Raw genomic sequence first — 18,325 nt, forward strand, 5'->3', positions numbered from 1 at the left:
TTCATGCCAGGTAAACGGAATAGTCAAGAGAAGCCCAAGTAACCTTCTACCAGGGGGATTTGGGCCATTTTTCCTTACGGCTGTGTTACGAAGTGAGTTGTGCCCTGGTCAGGAGAGCGGTTTGGCTCCGCGCTCCTTGAGCATTCCGGCCATCACCTGAAGCTCCGACTGCTGGGCGTCGACCATGCCCTGGGCCAGCCGTTTCTCCACGCCGACCGTGCACTTGGCGACACAGCCCTCGGCCATGTGGATGCCGCCCTTGTGATGGTTCGTCATCAGCTGCAGATAGAAGACCTCGGCCTGCTTCCCGCTGAGCGTCTGAAGCTTCTTCAACTGCGTGTTGGTGGCCATACCGGGCATCAGCGAGCCGTCCTTGGCCGAGACTATGTCGCCCATGCCCATCCAGGTCATCGGCGGGTCCGCCGACACCTTCGGCAGCCCCCACAGGTCCAGCCAGCCCAGCAGCATCCCGCGCTGGTTGGCCTGCGTCTGCGCGATGTCGTAGGCGAGCCGCCGTACGTCCTCGTCCTTCGTGCGGTCGCGCACGATGTACGACATCTCGACCGCCTGCTGGTGGTGCACGGCCATGTCCCGCGCGAAGCCCGCGTCCGCCGAGTCCGCGCTCGGCGTCCCGGGCGCCGCCCGGCCGTCGCCGGAGTCGGCGACCGCGTAGGTGACGGCACCGGCCGCGACGAGCGCCGCCGCCGCGGCCCCCGCCGCCCAGCCGATGGCGCGCCGGCTCACTTCATCACTCCACCGGTGCAGGAGGCACCCGGCTCGGGCGTCTGCGAGCCCTGGACGAAGGCCGCGAAGAACTTGTTCACCTCGGGATCGTTCGCGCTCTTCACGGCCACCTGGTGGCCCCACGCCGACAGCATCAGCGGCGCGGCCTGGTTCTCGTACGGGCTCATCAGCGAGTACGGCGTCTTCTTCACCTTCGCCGCGAGCGCCTGCACGTCGGCCTTGCTCGCCTTGGCGGTGTACGTCACCCACACCGCGCCGTGCTCCAGCGAGTGCACCGCGTTCTCGTCGTGCAGCTGCTGGGTGTAGACGTCGCCGTTGCAGTCGGCCCAGACCGGGTTGTGGTTGCCGCCGACCGGGGGGTGCATCGGGTACGACACCGGGGTCGTCACGTGCGTCCGCGACAGCGTGCCGCTCCAGGTGCGCACGCCGTCCTTCCCGGTGGTGAAGTGCCCGGAGTCCCCGGAGCTCTTGCTGTCGGCGTTCTTGCCGTTGTCGCTGCTCGCCGTCGTGTCCTTCTTGTCGGACTGGGAGTTCACGAGGACGACACCGCCGACGACGAGCCCGGCGACGACCACCACGGACGCGGCGATGACGAGCACCCGGTTCCGGCGCTCGCGGGAGCGCTCGGCGCGCCGCATCTCCTCGATGCGCGCCTTGCGGTCCTTGCTGTTGCTTTTGTTGGCGGAGCCCATGAGGCGATGTCCTTCTGGGGGAGAGGGGGCGGACAGGGGGTGGGGCCCGCTGATCGTAATGGCGGAGTGGGCGCCTGCCGTAGAGCGCACGCGGCGGAAACAGAAAATTGCATCCCAGATGCATATTATTTACGCTCGCCGATATGCGGCTGCTGCGTTCCACCGACCTCGCGCTGCGCATCCTGATGCGCCTCGCCGTCGCCACCGACGAGAAGCCCGCGACCCGCAAGGTCGCGGGTGACATGGACGTGCCCTACACGCACGCCGCGAAGGTCGTCGCCGAACTCCAGCACATGGGCCTGGTCGACGCCCGCCGCGGTCGCGGCGGCGGCCTGGCGCTCACCGAACGCGGCCGCGCGGCGTCCGTCGGCGCGGTCGTCCGCTTCTTCGAGGGCCACGACGAGGTGGTGGAGTGCGAGGGCGCCACCCCCTGCCCGCTGCGCTCGGACTGCCGCCTGCGCGGCGCCCTGCGCCGGGCCCAGGAGGCGTTCTACGCGTCCCTGGACCCGATCACCCTGGACCAGCTCGTCACGGACCCCACCGGCCCGGTCCTGCTGGGCATCTCGCTGGGCCCGTCCGGCCCCCGCCTCTCCTGAACAGCTCGAAGGGCCGCTCACCGAACTCCGGTGAGCGGCCCTTCGCAGGGGTCACGGCATCAGGCGGCGAGCCACAGGTCCGGCCCGAAGACCTCGTAGTGGATGTCGGCGGGCGACACGCCCTTCTCGATCAGCTGCGTGCGCACGGCGCGCATGAACGGCAGCGGACCGCAGAGGTAGGCGCGGGTGCCGGGCGCGATGTCGATCCCGGACAGGTCGACCAGGCCGGTGTGGGTGCCGGGCTCGGCGTCGTGCTCGTAGAAGAAGTGGACGGCCGAGTCCGCGAGCTTGTCCGCGTAGGCATGGTGGTCGGTGCGCAGGGCGTGGTCCGCGGGGGAGCGGTCGCCGTGCACGGCGGTGACCGGCGCGGCGTACCCGTCGGCCGCGAGCGAGGCCAGCATGGCGATCATCGGGGTCACGCCGATGCCCGCGGAGGCGAGCAGCAGGGGCCGCCCGGCGGCGCCGTCGATCACCAGGTCGCCGTACGGCTCCGAGAGCTGGAGCACGTCACCCACCCGCACCTGGGCGTGCAGGTGGTTGGAGACCTCGCCCTCCGGCGTCGTGCCGCCGTGCACCCGCTTGACGCTGAACTGCCGCACGTCCTCGCCCGGCGCCCCGGACAGGCTGTACTGGCGTATCTGGCGGGCGCCATCGGCCAGCTTCACGCCCACGGAGACGTACTGGCCGGCGCGGAAGCCGCGCACGGGGCCGCCGTCGACGGGCCGCACCCGGAAGGAGACGACGTCGGCCGTCTCCTCCTCGCGCCCCACGACCTCCCAGTCGCGGAACTCCTGGCTGCCGCTCTCCTCGTAGAGGCGCTTCTCGATGGCGATGAGGGCGTTGGCCATCAGCCAGTAGACCTCGGTCCAGGCGGCGGCGACCTCGGGGGTGACGGCCTCGCCGAGGACCTCGGCGATGGCGGCGAAGAGGTGCTCGTGGACGATCGGGTACTGCTCCGGCACGACGCCCAGCGAGGCGTGCTTGTGGGCGATGCGGTTCAGCATCGCGTCCGGCCGCTGGTCCGGGTGCTCGATCAGGTAACCGGCGAACGCGGCGATGGAGCCCGCGAGGGCCGACTTCTGGGCGCCGGAGGCATGGTTGCCCCGGTTGAACAGGTCGCGCAGCAGCGCCGGGTGGGCGGTGAAGAGCTTCGAGTAGAAGAGTTCGGTGATCTCTTCGATCGCCGCGCCCACGGCGGGGAGGGTGGCGCGGACGGTGGCAGCGGACTGCTCGGACAGCATCGCGGACTCCTTGCGATCTCGACTGATCGAACGCTATTTAAACTTGCATCTAAGATGCAAATTTAGGAGACGTGTTCTGCCTCACGTCCCCGTACGGCCCGGCCGTTACGGATGCCGCCGCCGACAGGCAAGATGGGCGGCAGGGCAGTACACCTGCCGTAGTGAGGCGTTCAGAAGATGGACGTCGGGGCGATCAAGGTCCGCAACACGCATGAAACGCGGTTGTGGTGGGATGCTCCTGACCAGCAAGGATGGGGAATCGGAAGATGGACAAGCAGCAGGAGTTCGTGCTCCGCACCCTGGAGGAGCGCGACATCCGGTTCGTACGCCTGTGGTTCACGGACGTGCTGGGCTTCCTCAAGTCCGTCGCCGTGGCCCCCGCCGAACTGGAGCAGGCCTTCGACGAGGGCATCGGATTCGACGGCTCCGCCATCGAGGGCTTCGCCCGCGTCTACGAGTCCGACATGATCGCCAAGCCGGACCCGTCCACCTTCCAGATGCTGCCGTGGCGCGCGGAGACCCCCGGCACGGCCCGGATGTTCTGCGACATCCTGATGCCGGACGGCTCCCCGTCCTTCGCCGACCCGCGCTACGTCCTCAAGCGCGCCCTGGCCCGCACCTCCGACCTGGGCTTCACCTTCTACACCCACCCCGAGATCGAGTTCTTCCTGCTGAAGGACCGACCGCTGGACGGCTCCCGCCCGACCCCGGCCGACAACTCGGGCTACTTCGACCACACGCCGACCAGCGTGGGCATGGACTTCCGCCGCCAGGCGATCACCATGCTGGAGTCGATGGGCATCTCGGTGGAGTTCTCCCACCACGAGGGCGCCCCGGGCCAGCAGGAGATCGACCTGCGCTACGCCGACGCCCTGTCGACGGCCGACAACATCATGACGTTCCGCCTGGTCATGAAGCAGGTCGCGCTCGAACAGGGGGTCCAGGCCACCTTCATGCCGAAGCCCTTCTCCGAGCACCCGGGCAGCGGCATGCACACCCACCTCTCCCTCTTCGAGGGCGACCGCAACGCGTTCTACGAGTCCGGCGCGGAGTACCAGCTTTCCAAGGTGGGCCGCTCCTTCATCGCGGGCCTGCTCCGGCACGCGGCGGAGACGTCCGCGGTCACCAACCAGTGGGTCAACTCCTACAAGCGCATCTGGGGCGGCTCCGAGCGCACGGCGGGCGCGGGCGGCGAGGCGCCGTCGTACATCTGCTGGGGCCACAACAACCGCAGCGCCCTGGTCCGCGTCCCTATGTACAAGCCCGGCAAGACCGGCTCGGCCCGCGTCGAGGTCCGCTCCCTGGACACCGGCGCCAACCCCTACCTGGCCTACGCCGTCCTGCTCGCCGCCGGCCTGAAGGGCATCGAGGAGGGCTACGAGCTTCCGCCGGGCGCCGAGGACGACGTCTGGGCCCTCTCGGACGCGGAGCGCCGCGCCATGGGCATCGAGCCCCTCCCGCAGAACCTGGGCGAGGCCCTGACCCTCATGGAACGCAGCGACCTGGTCGCCGAGACCCTGGGCGAACACGTCTTCGACTTCTTCCTGCGCAACAAGCAGGCCGAGTGGCACGAGTACCGCTCGGAGGTCACGGCGTTCGAGCTGAGGAAGAACCTGCCGGTGCTGTAACCGTCCCGGGGCCGGCGCCCGGAAACCGTCGGCCCCGCTCCCCGCGCCCTGGAAGAATCAGGCGCACGTCATCGACCTCGGGGGAGCGCCGTGCAGGACGCGACAGAACTGATCAAGGCCCTCAGCGGCTTGGCCTGGCCGCTCCTGGCGGGGTTCGTCCTGTGGCGCCTCTTCCCCCTGATCAAGGAGATAGCGCGCTCCAGGGGCTTCACGATCAAGGTCGGGGAGGCGGAGGTGACCGTCCAGGAGTACTCGGAGAACCTGATCCGGGCCACGGCCGAGATCCAGGGGCGGCTGGCGTCGGTCGGCGCGGCGGCGTCCCAAGGGGCCGGATCCCACACCCTGGACCGGGTCCTGTGGGTGGACGACCACCTGGAGAACAACGCCACCGAGGTCGCCCAACTCCGCGCGCTGGGCGTGGACGTCAAGCTGGCGAGGACGACGGAGGAGGCCCTGCGGACCCTCTCCCACGCCCCCCGCCCGTTCGACGCGATCATCTCGGACATGGGCCGCAAGGAGCTGGGCCGCACCAACCGCACCGCCGGCTTCGACCTGATCCGCCAGCTCCGGGCCAGGGACGACGACACCCCGGTCTTCATCTACGCGACCGCTCGCGCGGCCTCCCGGCGCGAGGAGATCACCGGGGCGGGCGGAACCGGCGTGGCCGCCTCCTCCACCGAACTCTTCCAACTCCTGCGTGCGGTGGGCGAGTTCCCGGCCCAGCGAGCCTGAACCGGGAACGCGTCACCGTCCCGTCAGGAGGCCCAGATCCCGCTGACGTCCTTACCCGCGGCGGCGCTGCCCGCGTGCGTGCTCAGCCCCTGGCTGTCCTCCAGGGTGCGCAGCACGTCGTAGTGGTTGTACGTGGTGGAGCTGGAGGACCCCGCGACCACGGACTGCCCGTAGAACAAGGTGGTGATCCGGTTCCCGTTCTTCGAGTCGTCCTCGTCGAAGGTGACGACGAGCAGGCTGTTGTGCGTCTTGGCCCAACTCGCGTACGCACCGAGGTTGTTCTTCAGCCAGGTGTCACCGGTGGACACCGAGCAGTCGTGCATGTCGCTGCACAGGTTCGGGATCACGAACGACAGCTGGGGCAGCGTCGAGTAGTCCGTCGGGAACTGCGCGAAGGTCTTCGCGCTCGACGTCGGCACGTTGCTGAACCCGAACCAGGGGTTGTGCTTGCGCGCGTACGTGCCACTGCTGCACGTGGTCGACCCCTGGCTGGGCAACGACTCGTTGTAACTGGCCCAGCTACGCCCGGCCGCGATCAGCTCGGACGCCAGATTCGGCGCGGACGAGAAGCCCGGCGTGTAACAGCTGTCGTCCGTGATGCCCTGCGTCGAGCCCGAGAACAGGGCGAAGTAGTTCGGCTGGCTCGGGTGCGTGATGGCGTACGACTGGGACAGATAGCCCCCTCCGGACTTCAGCGAGTTGAAGTACGGAGCGCTGGACGACCCGATGACCTGGCTGTCTGCATGGTTCTCGAAGACCACGACCACCACGTGATCCGGACGGGGCACGCCACCCGCGGCCTGCGCGGAAGCCCCACCGAGCCCGACGGCACCGAAGGCGGCGGCGGCCAGTACGGCGAAAGCACGGCGGTACAGGGAACTGCGCGACACATCGACCTCCGAGTCGAGGAAACGGCACCTGACCCCCTGATCATGCCCACGCCAATCAACCAACCGTCACCCCCTCCATGAAGACAGAATGAACTCCCCACCCACCCCCACTGCCGCCCGCCGCCCACCTCCAGACTGGCGACTACCCACGCGGAGACGCGGCCCGACGGCCGCTTTCCGCCCTCGGACCCGCGGTCACCGATGGCGGGGAGCGGTGCAGCGGGTGATGTCGGCCGCATGGGGCCTGCGGCCGCCGATGACGGGGAGAGGCGGGCACGGCAGGCGGTGTCCGTTTCCTGGGCCGGTTGCCGCTGACAGGAGGCGGCGGACGGTGCCGGCTCCCGTGACCCGCTGCCGCCGATGGCGGGGATGGGGGCGGCGGGTGGTGCCAAGCCCCCGGGCCTCAGGCGCTGACGGCGGGGATGGAGACGTGGCAGGCGATGTGCGCTTCCCGGGCCCGCTGCCGCCGATGCCGGGGAGGGGGCGTCGGGTGGTGTCGAGCCCTCCGGCCCCGGCCGGCGACGACGGGGACGGGGATCTGGCAGGCGATGTCGGCTCCCCGTGACCCGCTGCCGCCGATGGCCGGGACGGGAGGGGGATTGGTGGGCCCCGGCCCCCCGTGACCCGCGGTCGCCGACGGCGGGGAGGGGACACGGCGGGTGGTGTCCGCCCGCAGCGGACGGCGGAAACTCGTGGACCATCCAGCCGACGGTTCGCCGGACCGAGGACGGACACCACCCGCCGGGGCACCGACTCACCGCCTCCCCGACGCGCAACCCGAGCCACGACGGCGCTCAAGAGGCCGCCGCAGGCACCTCGGCGCGTGCCCGCCGCAGGCGCCCGCAGGCACCTCGGCGCGTGCCCGCCGCAGGCGCCCGCAGGCACCCCCCCGCGCGTGCCCGCCGCAAGGCGCCCGCCGGCACCCCCGCGCAAGCCCCCCGCACGCGCCCGCAGGCGCCCGCCCCGCACGCCCCCCCGCCCAAGCCCGCCGCAGGCGCCCGCACGCATCCCCATCCGACCCGGCACAGCCCGCCGCAGGCGACTACGCTCCCTCCAGGACCAGAGTGACCCGAGGGGAGCCCCACGACATGACGCCGGGCCGCAGAAGCAGCACCTTCACGCGCCTGCTCCGACACGGCTTCACCGACGCCACCGCCGCCGAGCGCCTCCTCGACACCCCCGAACTCGCCCCGGTCCGCGACGACCCCTTCCTCCTCGAAGCCCTGGGCGCCACCGCCGACCCCGACCTCGCCCTCCACGGCCTCGTCCGCCTCCTGGAAGCCCAGCCCGCCCCGAACTCCCACCGCGAACTCCTCGACACCCTCATCGCGGCCAAACCCCTGCGCGACCGCCTCCTGGGCGTCCTCGGCGCCTCCGCCGCCCTCACCGACCACCTCGCCCGCCACCCCGCCGACTGGCAGGCCCTGGTCACCTACGAACCCCACGACCTCCACCCCGGCGTCACGGAGTTCGAACGCGGCTTGGCGGGCGTCACCGACCCCGTCGAACTGCGCGTCGCCTACCGCCGCTGCCTCCTCTCCATCGCCGCGCGAGACGTCTGCGGCACCACGGACGTCGCCGAGACCGCCGCCGAACTCGCCGACCTCGCCACCGCCACCCTCCGCGCCGCCCTGGCCCTGGCGCAGGCGGAGGCCCCCGAGGACGCCGCCGCCTGCCGCCTCGCGGTGATCGGCATGGGCAAGTGCGGCGGCCACGAGCTGAACTACGTCTCGGACGTCGACGTGATCTTCGTAGCCGAAGTGACGGAGGGAACCGACGAGACCAAGGCCCTGAAGGCGGCCACGGCCCTCGCCTCCCGGCTGATGCGGATCTGCTCCGAGACCACCATCGAGGGCTCCATCTGGCCGGTCGACGCCAACCTCCGCCCCGAAGGCCGCAACGGCCCCCTCGTCCGCACCCTCTCCTCCCACCTCGCCTACTACCAGCGCTGGGCGAAGACCTGGGAGTTCCAGGCCCTCCTCAAGGCCCGCCCGGTCGCCGGCGACGAGGACCTCGGCCGGGCCTACCTGGACGCGCTGGACCCCCTCGTCTGGCAGGCGGCGGACCGCGACAACTTCGTGGCGGACGTCCAGAAGATGCGCCGCCGCGTCGTCGACAACATCCCCCCGGCCGAGGTCGAGCGCGAGCTGAAGCTCGGCCCCGGCGGCCTGCGGGACGTCGAGTTCGCCGTACAGCTCCTCCAGCTGGTCCACGGCCGCACCGACCCCACCCTGCGCAGCGGCACCACCCTGGACGCCCTCGGGGCACTCGCCGCCGGCGGCTACGTGGGCCGGGAGGACGCCGCCCGCCTGGACGAGGCGTACCGCTTCCTGCGGGCGATGGAACACCGCATCCAGCTCTACCGCCTGCGCCGCACCCACCTCGTCCCCACCGCCGAGGACGACCTCCGCCGCCTGGGCCGCTCGCTCGGCCTGCGCGTCAACCCCGTCACCGAGCTGAACCGGGAGTGGAAGCGGCACTCCACCGTCGTACGACGGCTGCACGAGAAGCTGTTCTACCGCCCGCTCCTGGACGCCGTCGCCCAGCTCGCCCCCGGCGAGGCCCGCCTGCGCCCCGAGGCCGCCCGGGAACGCCTGGTGGCGCTCGGCTACGCGGACCCGGCCGCGGCCCTGCGCCACCTGGAGGCGCTGGCCTCGGGAGTCACCCGCAAGGCGGCGATCCAGCGCACCCTCCTGCCCGTGCTCCTCGGCTGGTTCGCGGACTCCGCCGACCCCGACGCGGGGCTGCTGAACTTCCGCAAGGTCTCCGACGCCCTCGGCAAGACCCCCTGGTACCTGCGCCTGCTCCGCGACGAGGGCGCCGCCGCCGGAAACCTGGCCCGCGTCCTGTCGGCGGGCCGGCTCGCCCCGGACCTCCTCATGCGCGCCCCCGAGGCCGTCGCCCTCCTCGGCGACGGCGACGGCGCGGGCACCGGCCTCGCCCCCCGCGGCCGCGCGGCCCTCGAACAGGAGATCCTGGCCGCCGTGCGCCGCGCGGAGAACGCCGAGCAGGGCGTCACCGCCGCCCGCGGCGTCCGCCGCCGCGAACTCTTCCGTACCGCCGCGGCCGACATCGTCGGCTCGTACGGCACCGAGACCACCCCCGTGCAGGCCGACCAGGGCGCCCTGGTCGACCTCGTCGGTGGGGCCGTCTCCGACCTCACCGCGGCCACCCTCGCGGGCACCCTGCGCGCGGTGGTGCGGGCCGGCTGGGGCGACACCCTGCCCACCAGGTTCGCGATCATAGGGATGGGCCGTTTCGGCGGCCACGAACTGGGCTACGGCTCCGACGCGGACGTCCTGTTCGTACACGAACCGCGGGACGGCGTGGACGAGCACGAGGCCGCCGCGGCCGCCAACAAGGTCGTCGCCGAGATGCGCAGGCTGCTCCAGCTGCCCAGCGCCGACCCGCCGCTGCTGATCGACGCCGGCCTGCGCCCGGAGGGCAAGTCGGGCCCGCTGGTGCGCACGCTGAAGTCGTACGCGGCGTACTACAGCCGCTGGTCGCTCGTCTGGGAGTCCCAGGCGCTGCTGCGGGCGGAGCCGTTCGCGGGCGACGAGGACCTGGGCCGCCGCTTCGTCGAGCTGATCGACCCGCTGCGCTATCCGGCGCGGGGCCTGACCGAGGACGCGGTGCGCGAGATCCGCCGGCTGAAGGCCCGCATGGAGTCGGAGCGGCTGCCCCGCGGCGCCGACCCCCGCCTGCACACCAAGCTGGGCCCGGGCGGCCTCTCGGACGTGGAGTGGACGGTCCAGCTGCTCCAGCTCCGGCACGGCCACCAGATCCCCGGACTGCGCACGACCCGCACCCGGGCGGCACTGGCGGCCGCGCACGCGGCGGGCCTGCTGGGCGAGGAGGAGACGACGACCCTGGACGAGGCCTGGGTGCTGGCGACGCGGGTGCGCAACGCGGTGATGCTGGTGCGCGGCCGGGCGGGCGACACCTTCCCCACCCAGCCCCGCGAACTCGCGGCGGTCGGCCGCTACCTGGGCTACGGCGAGGGCCACGCCGGCGACATGCTGGACGCGTACGGCCGTACGACCCGCAAGGCGCGCGCCGTCATGGAGGAACTCTTCTACGGCGACGCCTCGTAGCCGGCCTCCACGCCCCACGCCACCCGCGGCAGCGCGTACGGCACCGCCCCGTACCAGAGCCGCGCCACCCCGAACCCGAACGAGAGGCAGACCACGCCCCCCACCGCGTCCAGCCAGAAATGGTTGGCGGTGGCCACGATCACCAGCAGCGTCGCCACCGGGTACAGCAGCCCGAGCACCCGCGCCCACGGCACCGACGCCAGCGCGAAGACCGTCAGCCCGCACCACAGGGACCAGCCGATGTGCATGGACGGCATCGCCGCGTACTGGTTGGACATGTGCTTGAGGTCGCCGGAGGCCATCGAGCCCCACGTGTGGTGCGCCATCACGGTGTCCACGAAGTGCCCGCCCCGCATCAGACGGGGCGGGGCGAGCGGGAAGAGGTAGTAACCCGCCAACGCGCCCCCCGTGGTGGTGAAGAGGGTGAGGCGCGCGGCCGCGTACCGGCCCGGATGCCACCGGTACAGCCACACCAGGACGCCGAGCGTCATGACGAAGTGCAGGGTGGCGTAGTAGTAGTTCATGCCGATGATCAGCCAAGTCACCGCGTTCACGGCGTGGTTGACCGACCGCTCGACGTCGATGCCCAGCGAATGCTCCGCGCGCCAGATCCAGTCCGCGTTGCGCAGCGCCTCGGCCCGCTGCTCGGGCACGGCGTTGCGGATCAGTGAGTACGTCCAGTAACTCACCGCGATCAGAAGGATCTCGAACCAGAGCCGGGGCCTGCGCGGCCGCCGCAGCCGGCCCAGCACGCCGCTGCCGCCTCTGCCCGTGACGTCCCGCGGACCGGCCACCTCCGCGTGACCTTCCCTCTGCGTCACGGTCGAGTCACTCATAGGCATCAAGTCTGCCAGAAAAGGCTTCCGAGCCCGATCATCCCAAGGCCGGGTCCGCGCCGCACCTTCTGCGAGCCGTGCGGCCGCGCCTCCTACGAGGTGCGCAGCAGATGCGGCGCCGAGGCCGTCGACCCGCGCACCACCAGCTCCGGCATGAACACGAACTCGCTGTGCGGGGCGGGCGTACCGCCGATCTCCTCCAGCAGCGTGCGCACCGCCGCCTGCCCCATCGCCGGGACCGGCTTGCGGACCGTGGTCAGCGGCGGGTCGGTGAAGGCGATCAGCGGGGAGTCGTCGAAGCCGACCACGGACACGTCCCGGGGCACCTCCAGGCCCCGCTGCCGGGCGGCCCGTATGGCGCCGAGGGCCATCATGTCGCTGGCGCAGACCACCGCGGTGCAGTCCCGGTCGATCAGCGCCGTCGCGGCGGCCTGACCGCCCTCCAGGGTGTACAGCGAGTGCTGCACCAGCTCGCGCTCCACCATCTCGGCGCCGAGCCCCAACTGGTCCTGCATCGCCCGCAGGAAGCCCTCGATCTTGCGCTGCACGGGCACGAACCGCTTCGGCCCGAGCGCCAGCCCGATCCGGGTGTGGCCCAGCGAGACCAGGTGGGTCACCGCGAGCGCCATCGCGGCACGGTCGTCGGGGGAGATGAACGGGGCCTGCACCCTGGGTGAGAACCCGTCCACCAGTACGAACGGCACACCCTGCGCCCGCAGCCGCTCGTAGCGCTGCATGTCGGCGGTGGTGTCGGCGTGCAGTCCGGAGACGTAGATGATGCCCGCGACCCCGCGGTCCACCAGCATCTCGGTCAGCTCGTCCTCGGTGGAGCCGCCCGGGGTCTGGGTGGCGAGCACCGGGGTGTAGCCCTGGCGGGTCAGCGCCTGGCCGATGACCTGGGCCAGGGCCGGGAATATCGGGTTCTCCAGCTCCGGCGTGATCAGCCCGACCAGGCCCTCGCTGCGCTGGCGCAGCCGTACCGGCCGTTCGTAGCCGAGCACGTCGAGCGCGGCGAGCACGGACTGGCGGGTGGTGGCGGCGACGCCCGGCTTCCCGTTGAGGACCCGGCTGACGGTCGCTTCGCTCACCCCCGCCTGCGCTGCGATATCGGCAAGCCGTGTGGTCACGCCACTGGACTGTACCGGCCGTCTCTCACCTTGCACACCGCTCGCGCGCCGGGTGCGCCCGGTCGAACGCCCCCCTGCGGGTTGCTGCCTCATTGCGCTCCCTTGAGTTCGTGGTGGCAAGAGCTTGCAGAGTCTTGCACAAGTCGGCTGCCGACGCCTCACCGGCTCCATTGTGCGGTTGCGGGCAGATCGAGAGCCGGTCACGGCAGGGTAACCATCCTGTTCTCTTGCACTTTTTTTCTGCAAGGTCTTTCGCACGGCTTTCAACGCTGTTACGTTCCTGGTCGCCCGGCCGCTGGCAACGGCGCAGTCGGCAAGTCACAGGGGCGGGCGGGACCGCCCCCTGTACCAAACGGGCCTTAACCCTCAAGGAGAACTCATGCGGCGTGGCATAGCGGCCTCCGCGCTGGTGGCGTCCCTCGCCCTCGCGGCGACGGCCTGCGGCGGCGGGAGCAGCGACAGCAAGTCGGACGGGCCGGTGACCATCACGTGGTGGGACACCTCCAACGCCACGAACGAGGCGCCGACGTACAAGACCCTGGTCAAGCAGTTCGAGGCTGCCAACAAGAACATCAAGGTCAAGTACGTCAACGTGCCCTTCGACCAGGCGCAGAACAAGTTCGACACCGCCGCGGGTGCCTCCGGTGCCCCGGACGTGCTGCGCTCCGAGGTCGGCTGGACCCCCGCCTTCGCCAAGAAGGGCTACTTCCTGCCGCTGGACGGCACCGAGGCCCTCGCCGACAAGGCCAAGTTCGAGCCGAACCTGATCACGCAGGCGCAGTTCCAGGGCAAGACCTACGGCGTGCCGCTGGTCACCGACACCCTGGCCCTCGTATACAACAAGGCCCTGTTCAAGAAGGCCGGCATCACCACGCCGCCCAAGACCTGGGACGAGCTGAAGTCCGACGCGGCCAAGGTCAAGGACAAGACCGGCGCCGACGGCTACTGGGGCTCCACCGCGGGCTACTACGGCCAGCCGTTCCTCTACGGCGAGGGCACCGACACCGTCGACGTCAACGCCAAGAAGGTCACCGTGGCCTCGCCGGCCGCCAAGAAGGCGTACGGCACCTGGCTGAGCCTGTTCTCCGGCAAGGGTCTGCACAAGGCCGACACCACCCCGGACGCCTACGCCCACATCATGGACGCGTTCTCCAGCGGCAAGGTCGCCTCGATCATCCAGGGTCCCTGGGAGAACACGAACATCTACAAGGGCAGCGCCTTCAAGGACAAGTCCAACCTGGGCGTCGCGGTCGTCCCGGCCGGCTCCACCGGCAAGGCGGAGGCCCCGACCGGCGGTCACAACCTCTCGGTCTACGCCGGCTCCGACAAGGCGCACCAGACGGCGGCCCTGAAGTTCGTCAACTTCATGACGTCGGCCTCCTCCCAGGAGACCATCGCCCTGAAGAACTCCACCCTGCCGACCCGTTCGGACGCCTACACCGCCAAGGTCACGGCCGACCCGGGTACCGCCGGCTTCCAGGGCGTGCTGTCCGCCGCCCAGCCCCGCCCGGCGCTGCCCGAGTACGGCTCCCTGTGGGCGCCGCTCGACACCGAGCTGCCGAAGATCGCCAGCGGCAAGGAGTCGCTGGACAAGGGCCTGAGCAACGCCGACATCGCCATCGGCAAGCTGGTCCCCGACTTCAGCAAGTAAGCCCGGTCGGCCGCCGGCTGTCTCACCCACGAGGAGGCAGCCGGCGGCCACCGCCACGTGCCCGGCCCCCGGCCTCATCCTTGAACCACTCGAAGGTGTCGAACCATGACAGTCGCCATCGACCGCGCGACCGGCAAGAGCCGCGGTGACCGCGCGCCTCGGCCAGGCCTGGGGCAGCGCATCAAGAACAGCTTGCAGAAATACTGGTACGCCTACGCGATGATCGCCCCGGTGGTCATCGTGCTCGCCGTGCTCGTCGGCTACCCGCTGGTGCGCGGCTTCTACCTCACCCTGACCGACGCCAACAGCCTCAACTCGGCCCGTACCATCGGCGTCAACCACATCGCGGCGACCTACAAGTTCGTCGGTCTGGACAACTACAAGAACATCCTGTTCGGCCCGCTGTCCTACGACCGCTTCTGGTCCCACGTCGTGTGGACGGTCGTGTGGACGGTCGCCTGTGTGACCCTGCACTACACCTTCGGCCTCGGCCTCGCGCTGATGCTGAACCAGAAGCTGCGCGGCCGCACCTTCTACCGGGTGCTGCTGGTCCTGCCGTGGGCCGTGCCCACCTTCGTCACCGTCTTCTCCTGGCGGATCATGCTCGCCGACTCCGGCGCGCTCAACCAGATCCTGCACGCGCTGCACCTGCCGCAGCCGCAGTGGCTGGAGGACACCTTCTGGCAGCGCTTCGCCGCCATCATGGTCAACACCTGGTGCGGTGTGCCGTTCATGATGCTCTCGCTGCTCGGCGGCCTCCAGTCCATCGACACCACCCTGTACGAGGCGGCGAAGATGGACGGCGCCACCGCCTGGCAGCGCTTCCGGCACGTGACCCTGCCGGGTCTGCGCTCGGTCAGCTCCACGGTGGTCCTGCTCGGCGTCATCTGGACCTTCAACCAGTTCGCCATCATCTTCCTGCTGTTCGGTCCGACCAGCGCCCCGGACGCCCAGATCCTCGTCACCTGGGCCTACTACCTGGGCTTCGGCCAGCAGCCGCGCGACTTCGCCCAGTCCGCCGCCTACGGCGTACTGCTGCTGTCGATCGTCACCGTCTTCACCTCCTTCTACTTCCGCTGGCTGAAGCGCAATGACCAGCTCGCCGTCTGACGCCGCAGGAGCCGCCGCCATGAGCACCACCACCCTCGAAAAGCGGGCCGGCGCACCGGCCTCCGCCGCGCAGCCCGCCCGCCGGGGACGCCGTCCGGGCGAGCGCGGCCCCCTCGGAACCGCCCTGCTGCACGCCGGCCTCATCGTCGCGAGCCTCATCGCGCTGGCCCCGGTGGCCTGGCTGGTCTACCTCTCGTTCGGCCCGGACAAGAACGACTACCTGCACCCGAGCGGTATCGCGGGGAAGATGAGCTTCTCCAACTACAGCTTCGTGCTCCAGCACACGGAGTTCTTCAGCTGGTTCAAGTCGACGATGATCGTGGCCCTCGGCACCACCCTCGTCGGTGTGCTGCTCGCGGCGACCACCGGCTACGCGGTCTCCCGGATGCGCTTCCCCGGCCACAAGCAGCTGATGTGGGTCCTGCTGCTCACGCAGGCGTTCCCGATCTCCGTGCTGATCGTGCCGATGTACCAGATCTTCAGCGACCTGGGCCTGATCGACTCCTACTGGGCGCTGATCCTCGTCAACTGCACCACCGCGGTGCCGTACAGCGCCTGGCTGCTCAAGGGCTACTTCGACACGATCCCGATCGAGATCGACGAGGCGGGCCGGGTGGACGGACTCACGCCCTTCGGCACCTTCTTCCGGCTGATCCTGCCGCTGGCCCGGCCGGGCCTGGCCGTCGCGGCCTTCTACAACTTCATCACCGCGGTCGCCGAGGTCGCCTTCGCGACCACGTTCATGCTGGACGACTCCAAGTACACCTTCGCCGTCGGCCTGCAGACCTTCGTCAGCGAGCACGACGCCGAGTGGAACTACATGGCCGCCACCGCGGTGCTGATCGCGATACCCGTGTCGCTGTTCTTCTACCTGGTGCAGAAGAACCTGGTCACCGGACTCACCTCCGGCGGCACCAAGGGCTGACGCGCCCGCACCACCCGAGGCTCCCGCGCGCCTTACCGCGCGGGTAGGCGGCCGCGGTGTCCTCCCCCAGTTCTCGGCTTCGCTCGAACTGGGGGGACCCCCAGCCCCCGCTGACATCGCGGCCGCCACGCACTCCGTTCCCCGGCCCGCCTCCGCCGCCGTACTCCACGGCCGCGTTCCCCGCGTGCGCCCGTGGCACCCACGCGCCCATGACCCGATTCCGTTACCACCAAGGAAGCCATGAGCCAGCAGCACACCGCCGCCCCGGCCACAGACTCCGTCACTGACTCCGTCGCCGACACTGCCACCGCCACCGTCCCGGGCCATCGCCGCGACTGGTGGCGGGAGGCGGTCATCTACCAGGTGTACCCGCGCAGCTTCGCCGACAGCAACGGCGACGGCATGGGTGACCTGGAGGGCGTCCGCTCCCGCCTGCCGTACCTGCGCGACCTCGGCGTCGACGCGGTGTGGCTCAGCCCCTTCTACGCCTCGCCGCAGGCCGACGCCGGTTACGACGTCGCCGACTACCGCGCGGTCGACCCGATGTTCGGCACCCTGCTGGACGCCGACGCGCTGATCCGCGAGGCCCACGCGCACGACCTGCGCATCATCGTGGACCTGGTGCCCAACCACTCCTCCGACCAGCACGAGTGGTTCAAGCGCGCCCTCGCCGAGGGCCCCGGCTCCCCGCTGCGCGAGCGCTACCACTTCCGCGCCGGCAAGGGAGCGGACGGCGAACTGCCGCCCAACGACTGGGAGTCCATCTTCGGCGGCCCGGCCTGGACCCGCGTCACCGAGCCCGACGGCACGCCCGGCGAGTGGTACCTGCACCTCTTCGCCCCCGAGCAGCCCGACCTCAACTGGGAACACCCGGCGGTCGGCGACGAGTTCCGCTCCATCCTGCGCTTCTGGCTGGACATGGGCGTGGACGGCTTCCGCATCGACGTGGCCCACGGCCTGGTCAAGGCCGAGGGCCTGCCCGACCTCGGCTCGGGCGAGCAGCTGAAGCTGCTGGGCAACGATGTCATGCCGTTCTTCGACCAGGACGGCGTGCACGCGATCTACCGGCAGTGGCGCACGATCCTGGATGAATACGCCGGTGAGCGCATTTTCGTGGCCGAGGCGTGGACCCCGACCGTCGAGCGCACCGCCAACTACGTCCGCCCGGACGAACTGCACCAGGCGTTCAACTTCCAGTACCTGTCGACGGCCTGGGACGCGGTGGAGCTGCGCGCGGTCATCGACAGCACCCTGGAGGCGATGCGTCCGGTCGGCGCCCCGGCCACCTGGGTGCTGTCCAACCACGATGTCACCCGGCACGCCACCCGCTTCGCCAACCCGCCCGGCCTCGGCACCCAGATCCGCACGGCCGGCGACCGCGCCCTCGGCCTGCGCCGGGCCCGCGCCGCCACGCTGCTGATGCTGGCCCTGCCCGGCTCGGCCTACCTCTACCAGGGCGAGGAACTGGGCCTGCCGGACGTCGTGGACCTGCCCGACGAGGTGCGCCAGGACCCGGCGTACTTCCGCGGCGAGGGCCAGGACGGCTTCCGCGACGGCTGCCGGGTGCCGATCCCGTGGACCCGCACGGGCTCGTCGTACGGCTTCGGCGACGGCGGCAGCTGGCTCCCGCAGCCGGAGTGCTGGGGCGAGCTCAGCGTGCAGGCGCAGACGGGGACGGCCGGCTCCACCCTGGAGCTGTACCGCGCCGCCCTCGCCACCCGCCGGTCCCAGCCGGACCTGGGCGCGGGCGAGACGGTGGAGTGGCTGGACGCCCCCGAGGGCGTCCTGGCCTTCCGCCGGGGCGGGTTCGTGTGCGTCACCAACACCACGGGGGAGCCGGTGACGCTCCCGGCGTACGGCCGGGTGCTGCTGACGAGCGGTGAGGTGAGCGAGACGGACGGCGCGGCGAGGGTGCCCGCCGACACCACGGTGTGGTGGACCGCGGCGGTCTGACGGGCCGTCCGAAAAATCTTGCATCAACTTCTCTGCGGCCCGCTGCCTTTCCGGCAGCGGGCCTTTAACATCTGCGTGACCGCAAGATTTCTGAAATCTTGCAGCA

The 18,325-nt window shown here is 70.7% G+C and carries 14 protein-coding genes; 8 read left to right on the forward strand and 6 right to left on the reverse strand.

Going from position 1 to position 18,325, the window contains the following annotated elements; translation table 11 throughout:
- Positions 1-108: 108 nt before the first annotated feature.
- Together AB0927_RS17895 and AB0927_RS17900 are read right to left on the reverse strand one after the other, a co-directional pair.
- Positions 109-744: a DUF305 domain-containing protein gene (locus AB0927_RS17895; protein WP_366668551.1), complete on the reverse strand. Its 636-nt coding sequence runs from the start codon at positions 742-744 to the stop codon at positions 109-111.
- A complete protein-coding gene (locus tag AB0927_RS17900; protein WP_366668552.1) occupies positions 741-1,436 on the reverse strand; it encodes a DUF3105 domain-containing protein in 696 nt (231 codons plus the stop codon). The genes AB0927_RS17895 and AB0927_RS17900 overlap by 4 nt, the downstream gene beginning before the upstream one ends.
- A gap of 143 nt (positions 1,437-1,579) precedes the next feature.
- On the opposite strand from AB0927_RS17900, the gene AB0927_RS17905 reads away from it, so the two are divergent.
- Positions 1,580-2,032: an Rrf2 family transcriptional regulator gene (locus AB0927_RS17905; protein ID WP_366668553.1), complete on the forward strand. Its 453-nt coding sequence runs from the start codon at positions 1,580-1,582 to the stop codon at positions 2,030-2,032.
- A 59-nt stretch (positions 2,033-2,091) separates the two neighbouring features.
- Here the strand turns inward: AB0927_RS17905 and AB0927_RS17910 are convergent, their stop codons facing one another.
- Entirely contained in the window at positions 2,092-3,273 is a 1,182-nt protein-coding gene (locus AB0927_RS17910; RefSeq protein ID WP_366668554.1) for a globin domain-containing protein, read from the reverse strand.
- A gap of 266 nt (positions 3,274-3,539) precedes the next feature.
- Here AB0927_RS17910 and AB0927_RS17915 point away from each other — a divergent pair, with 266 nt between their 5' ends.
- Together AB0927_RS17915 and AB0927_RS17920 are read left to right on the forward strand one after the other, a co-directional pair.
- Positions 3,540-4,901, forward strand: coding sequence for a glutamine synthetase family protein (locus AB0927_RS17915; protein ID WP_366668555.1), 1,362 nt, complete (start codon positions 3,540-3,542; stop codon positions 4,899-4,901).
- Between the two features lie 90 nt (positions 4,902-4,991).
- Entirely contained in the window at positions 4,992-5,633 is a 642-nt protein-coding gene (locus AB0927_RS17920) for a response regulator (RefSeq protein ID WP_366668556.1), read from the forward strand.
- 23 nt (positions 5,634-5,656) lie between these two features.
- Here the strand turns inward: AB0927_RS17920 and AB0927_RS17925 are convergent, their stop codons facing one another.
- On the reverse strand, positions 5,657-6,523 hold the full coding sequence (locus AB0927_RS17925; protein WP_366668557.1) for an alkaline phosphatase family protein: 867 nt from the start codon (positions 6,521-6,523) through the stop codon (positions 5,657-5,659).
- Positions 6,524-7,611: 1,088 nt separating this feature from the next.
- Here AB0927_RS17925 and AB0927_RS17930 point away from each other — a divergent pair.
- Entirely contained in the window at positions 7,612-10,617 is a 3,006-nt protein-coding gene (locus tag AB0927_RS17930) for a bifunctional [glutamine synthetase] adenylyltransferase/[glutamine synthetase]-adenylyl-L-tyrosine phosphorylase (RefSeq protein ID WP_366668558.1), read from the forward strand.
- Here the strand turns inward: AB0927_RS17930 and AB0927_RS17935 are convergent.
- Together AB0927_RS17935 and AB0927_RS17940 are read right to left on the reverse strand one after the other, a co-directional pair.
- The gene (locus tag AB0927_RS17935) at positions 10,599-11,459 is read right to left on the reverse strand and encodes a phosphatase PAP2 family protein (protein ID WP_366668559.1); all 861 of its coding nucleotides are present in this window, start codon (positions 11,457-11,459) and stop codon (positions 10,599-10,601) included. The two genes, AB0927_RS17930 and AB0927_RS17935, sit on opposite strands and share 19 nt — an antisense overlap.
- A gap of 86 nt (positions 11,460-11,545) precedes the next feature.
- The gene (locus AB0927_RS17940) at positions 11,546-12,580 is read right to left on the reverse strand and encodes a LacI family DNA-binding transcriptional regulator (protein ID WP_366668560.1); all 1,035 of its coding nucleotides are present in this window, start codon (positions 12,578-12,580) and stop codon (positions 11,546-11,548) included.
- A gap of 379 nt (positions 12,581-12,959) precedes the next feature.
- On the opposite strand from AB0927_RS17940, the gene AB0927_RS17945 reads away from it, so the two are divergent.
- The 4 genes from AB0927_RS17945 to AB0927_RS17960 all read left to right on the forward strand — a co-directional run bounded on the left by AB0927_RS17945 (position 12,960) and on the right by AB0927_RS17960 (position 18,219).
- Positions 12,960-14,231: an extracellular solute-binding protein gene (locus tag AB0927_RS17945; RefSeq protein ID WP_366668561.1), complete on the forward strand. Its 1,272-nt coding sequence runs from the start codon at positions 12,960-12,962 to the stop codon at positions 14,229-14,231.
- Positions 14,232-14,336: 105 nt separating this feature from the next.
- Positions 14,337-15,341 (forward strand): sugar ABC transporter permease, encoded by a 1,005-nt coding sequence (locus tag AB0927_RS17950; RefSeq protein ID WP_366668562.1) that lies wholly within the window; start codon positions 14,337-14,339, stop codon positions 15,339-15,341.
- A 19-nt stretch (positions 15,342-15,360) separates the two neighbouring features.
- Positions 15,361-16,266 (forward strand): ABC transporter permease subunit, encoded by a 906-nt coding sequence (locus AB0927_RS17955; protein WP_366668563.1) that lies wholly within the window; start codon positions 15,361-15,363, stop codon positions 16,264-16,266.
- Between the two features lie 240 nt (positions 16,267-16,506).
- Positions 16,507-18,219 (forward strand): glycoside hydrolase family 13 protein, encoded by a 1,713-nt coding sequence (locus AB0927_RS17960; RefSeq protein WP_366668564.1) that lies wholly within the window; start codon positions 16,507-16,509, stop codon positions 18,217-18,219.
- Positions 18,220-18,325 lie beyond the last annotated feature (106 nt).

The organism is Streptomyces sp. NPDC048106 (assembly GCF_040706415.1).
GTDB lineage: Bacteria > Actinomycetota > Actinomycetes > Streptomycetales > Streptomycetaceae > Streptomyces.